Annotated in this window: 5 protein-coding genes; all 5 read right to left on the reverse strand. The window is 65.5% G+C overall.

Annotation, left to right across the window (positions count from 1 at the left end; genetic code table 11):
* Positions 1–159: 159 nt before the first annotated feature.
* Complete coding sequence (locus AC1DOC_RS20530; protein ID WP_478081633.1) at positions 160–1,146, reverse strand: branched-chain amino acid ABC transporter permease; 987 nt, start codon at positions 1,144–1,146, stop codon at positions 160–162.
* A 5-nt stretch (positions 1,147–1,151) separates the two neighbouring features.
* Positions 1,152–2,027: a branched-chain amino acid ABC transporter permease gene (locus AC1DOC_RS20535; RefSeq protein ID WP_478130386.1), complete on the reverse strand. Its 876-nt coding sequence runs from the start codon at positions 2,025–2,027 to the stop codon at positions 1,152–1,154.
* A gap of 84 nt (positions 2,028–2,111) precedes the next feature.
* Positions 2,112–3,308 carry an ABC transporter substrate-binding protein gene (locus tag AC1DOC_RS20540; RefSeq protein ID WP_012748582.1) on the reverse strand — a complete coding sequence of 399 codons (1,197 nt, stop codon included), beginning with the start codon at positions 3,306–3,308 and terminating at the stop codon, positions 2,112–2,114.
* Between the two features lie 54 nt (positions 3,309–3,362).
* A complete protein-coding gene (locus AC1DOC_RS20545) occupies positions 3,363–4,079 on the reverse strand; it encodes an ABC transporter ATP-binding protein (protein WP_278874755.1) in 717 nt (238 codons plus the stop codon).
* A gap of 1 nt (position 4,080) precedes the next feature.
* Positions 4,081–4,542: ABC transporter ATP-binding protein C-terminal domain-containing protein (locus AC1DOC_RS20550; RefSeq protein ID WP_478130387.1), on the reverse strand; the 462-nt coding region annotated here is incomplete at its 5' end.

Raw genomic sequence — 4,542 nt, forward strand, 5'->3', positions numbered from 1 at the left:
CTTCTCAAGGATGCCCTGAATCGGGCAGATGAACGCCGACTCAGACGACTGGAGGCAGAAGGCCAGATTCCCCCAGGTCAGGCAGAACCACGGCTCAAGGCGCTGCGAGAAAGTCGCGAGCCCAAACCATCYAAGAACTGAAACGCGCACGGCCTGAATTCACGCCTTCTTGCCTTTGCGCCGGTCGATGAAGGCGATGACTTCGCCCATGATGCCCCTGCGGAACGCCAGCACGCAGATCACGAAGATCAGGCCCGTGACCATGGTGACCGACTCGCCCAGCGTGTTGAACCAGTCGACCCCGGTGAGGTGCGCCATGAAGCTGCCGAAGTCGCCCACCTTGTTCTCCAGCAGCACCACGACCGCCGAGCCCACCAGCGGGCCCGACAGCGTGCCCAGGCCGCCCACCAGCGTCATGAGGATCACGTGGCCCGAGGCGGTCCAGTGCACGTCGCTCAGCGAAGCGAAGCCGAGCACCAGCGTCTTGAGCGAGCCGGCCAGGCCCGACAGCGCGGCCGAGATCACGAAGGCCAGCAGCTTGAAGCGGTTGACGTCGTAGCCGAGCGAGATGGCGCGCGGCTCGTTCTCCTTGATGCCCTTGAGCACCTGGCCGAACGGTGAATGCACGGTGCGCGCGATGAGCAGGAAGGCCGCCACCACGATCACCAGCGCAACGTAGTACATCGTGAGGTCGTCGCGCAGGTCGACGATGCCGAAGAGCTTGCCGCGCGGCACGCTCTGCAGCCCGTCCTCGCCGCCCGTGAACGGTGCCTGCAGCACGACGAAGTACATCATCTGCGCGAGCGCCAGCGTGATCATCGAAAAATAGATGCCCTGGCGGCGGATGGCCAGCCAGCCGAACACCAGCCCGAGCAGCGCGCCGGCCAGCGTGCCCGCGATCAGCCCGAGCTCGGGCGTGAGGTGCCAGACCTTGAGCGCATGGCCCGTGAGGTAGGCCGAGCCGCCGAGGAACGCGGCATGGCCGAAGGACAGCATGCCGGTGTAGCCCAGCAGCAGGTTGAAGGCGCAGGCAAAGAGCGCAAAGCACAGCACCTTCATCACGAACACCGGATAGAAGCCGATGAAAGGTGCCGCGATGAGCGCCAGCAGCAGCACCCCGTAGACGACGAGCGATATTTTCTTCATGGACTTCACTTCTCGCTGCCGAACAGGCCCGCCGGACGGATCAGCAGCACCACGACCATGATCACGAACACCACCGTGGCCGAGGCCTCCGGATAGAACACCTTGGTCAGSCCYTCGAYCACGCCGAGCCCCAGGCCCGTGAGGATGGCGCCCATGATCGAGCCCATGCCGCCGATCACGACCACCGCGAACACGATGATGATGAGGTTCTGCCCCATCAGCGGCGAGATCTGGATCACCGGCGCCGCGAGCACGCCCGCGAAGGCCGCCAGCGCCACGCCGAAGCCGTAGGTCAGCGTCACCATCAGCGGCACGTTGACGCCGAAGGCTTCCACCAGCCGCGGGTTCTCGGTGCCGGCGCGCAGGTAGGCACCGAGCCGCGTCTTTTCAATTGCATACCAGGTGGCAAAGCACACCACCAGCGACGCCACCACCACCCACGCGCGGTAGTTGGGCAGGAACATGAAGCCCAGGTTGGTGCCGCCGCTCAGCGCCTCGGGCGTGCTGTAGGCCAGGCCAGAGACGCCGTACACCGAGCGGAAGCCGCCTTCGATCAGCAGCGTGAGGCCCAGCGTGAGCAAGAGGCCGTAAAGGTGGTCGAGCTTGTAGATCCAGCGCAGCAGCAGCCGCTCGATCAGCACGCCGAACAGGCCGACGATGACCGGCGCCACCACCAGCATGACCCAGTAGTTGACGTTGAAGTAGTTCATCGCCATCCACGACAGCACCGCCCCCATCATGAACAGCGCGCCATGCGCGAAGTTGATGACGTTGAGCAGCCCGAAGATCACCGCCAGCCCCAGGCTCAGGATCGCATAGAACGACCCGTTGACCAGCCCCAGCAGGAGCTGGCTCAACAGGGCAGGCATAGAAATATTCATCGTGAATGGAATCGAGGTTCAGAAAGGAGGCAGCGGCTTCGCGCGGGGGGCGCCGCGTACGGCTGCCTCCCGCTCAGGCAACGCTTACTTCCACAGCGCGCAGGTGCTTTCTTCCTTGGTCGTGTAGACCTGGTCGCCCGGCACCTTCTTGACGATCTTCAGCAGGTCCCAGGGGCCCTTGGATTCCGAAGGCTTCTTGACCTCGGCCAGCAGCATGTCGTGCACCATGCGGCCGTCGGCGCGGATCACGCCCTTGGCGTAGAAGTCGTTGATCGGCGTCTTCTTGAGGTAGGCCATGACCTTGTCGGCATCGGTGCTCTTCACGGCTTCCACGGCCTTGAGGTAGGCCATGGTGGCCGAGTAGTCGGCGGCCTGGATGTCGGTCGGCTTGTTCTTGGTCTTGGCTTCATAACGCGCGGCCCACTTGCGCGACTCGTCGTCGGCGTCCCAGTACCAGCTGGTGGTGTGCAGCAGGCCCTGCGTGGCCGGCAGGCCCAGGCTCTTCACGTCGGTGAGGAACACCAGCAAGCCCGCGATCTTCATCGACTTGTCGATTCCGAATTCCTTCGATGCCTTCATCGAGTTGATGAAGTCGCCGCCGGCATTGGCCAGGCCCAGCACCTGGGCCTTGGAGTTCTGCGCCTGCAGCAGGAAGGAGGAGAAGTCCGACGCATTGAGCGGCGCCCGCACCGTGCCCACCACCGAGCCGCCCTTGGCCTTGACGACCTTGGCGGTGTCGGCCTCGAGCGCATGGCCGAAGGCATAGTCGGCCGTCAGGAAGAACCAGCTCTTGCCGCCGGTGTCGACCACCGCGCCGCCGGTGCTCTTGGCGAGCGCGACGGTGTCGTAGGCGTAGTGCACGGTGTAGGGGCTGCACTGCGCGTTGGTGAGCGCCGAGGTGGCCGCGCCGTTGGTGAAGAACACGCGCTTCTTTTCCTGCGCCACCTTGGCAGTGGCCAGCGCCACGCCCGAATTGGTGCCCGCGAAGATCATCGTGGCGCCCGCCGTGTCGATCCACTCGCGCGCCTTCGAGGCCGCGATGTCGGGCTTGTTCTGGTGGTCGACGCTCAGCACCTCCACCGGCTGGCCGAGCACCTTGCCGCCCATGTCGTCGATGGCCATCTGGATGGCCGTGGCGCCGCCCTTGCCTTCCAGGTCGGCGTACAGGCCCGACAGGTCGCTGATGTAGCCGATGACGACCTTCTCCTGCGCCTGCACGGCATGGCTCGCAAGACCCGCGGCCCCGAGCATGAGAGCGATGATTTTGAGCTTGGTTTGCATGGTGTCTCCTGAATAGTTGGAAGGGTCGACGGAAAAAAATTGGCGTGCGCTCGCCTATACGCCCAGCAGCTCGCTGAGCACGGGCATCTTGGCTTCGAGCTCCTTGGCGCCGAAGGCCTCGACCATGCGGCCGTGCTCCATGACGTAGAAGCGGTCGGCCAGCGGCGCGGCAAAGCGGAAGTTCTGCTCCACCATCACGATGGTGTAGCCCTTGGCGCGCAGCGTGTGGATCATCCGCGCGAGCGCCTGCACGATGACGGGCGCGAGGCCTTCGGAGATCTCGTCGAGCAGCAGCAGCTTGGCGCCGGTGCGCAGGATGCGCGCCACCGCGAGCATCTGCTGCTCGCCGCCCGACAGCCGCGTGCCCGGGCTGTTGCGGCGCTCGGCCAGGTTGGGGAACATCTCGTAGATCTCGGCCACCGACATGCCCTGCCCCACGCCCTTGCCGTTCTTGAGCGGCGGCGGCAGCAGCAGGTTTTCCTCGGCCGAGAGGCTCGCGAAGATGCCGCGCTCCTCGGGGCAATAGCCGATGCCCAGGTGCGCGATGCGGTGCGTGGCCATGCCGATGGTCTGCACGCCGTTGACTTCGATGCTGCCCTTGCGCGAGCCGGTCAGGCCCATGATCGCGCGCAGCGTGCTGGTGCGCCCCGCGCCGTTGCGCCCGAGCAGCGTGACCACCTCGCCGGGCTGCACCACCATGTCGACGCCGTGCAGCACATGCGATTCGCCGTACCAGGCGTGCAGGCCCTTGATTTCGAGCGCGGCGGTCATCTCAATGGGCTCCTTGCAGCTGGCCGTCGGTGGTGCCCATGTAGGCCTCCATCACCTGCGGATTCCTGGAGACTTCGGCGTACGGCCCTTCGGCCAGCACGGCGCCGCGCTGCAGCACCGTGATGGTGTCGGCAATGGTCGAGACCACGCTCATGTTGTGCTCGACCATCAGGATGGTGCGGCCGGCCGACACGCGCTTGATGAGTTCGGCCACGCGGTGCACGTCTTCGTGGCCCATGCCCTGSGTGGGYTCGTCGAGSAGCATSAGYTCGGGGTCCATGGCCAGSGTGGTSGCGATCTCGAGCGCGCGCTTGTGGCCGTAGGGCAGGTTCACCGTGAGTTCGTCGGCTTCGTGCGCGAGGCCGACCTCGGCCAGCAGTTCGCGGGCGCGTGCGTCGAGCGGCTCGAGCGTCTTCTCGCTCTTCCAGAAATGGTACGAGGTGCCGAGCGCGCGCTGCAGTCC

The sequence above is a fragment of the Variovorax sp. 01T439_2 genome (assembly GCF_056398445.1).

What these genes read in the sequence shown, in the direction of transcription:
- AC1DOC_RS20530 (WP_478081633.1), bottom strand. Translation starts at nt 1,146, where the DNA reads ATGAAGAAAATATCGCTCGTCGTCTACGGGGTGCTGCTGCTGGCGCTC.
- AC1DOC_RS20545 (WP_278874755.1), bottom strand. Translation starts at nt 4,079, where the DNA reads ATGACCGCCGCGCTCGAAATCAAGGGCCTGCACGCCTGGTACGGCGAA.
- AC1DOC_RS20540 (WP_012748582.1), bottom strand. Translation starts at nt 3,308, where the DNA reads ATGCAAACCAAGCTCAAAATCATCGCTCTCATGCTCGGGGCCGCGGGT.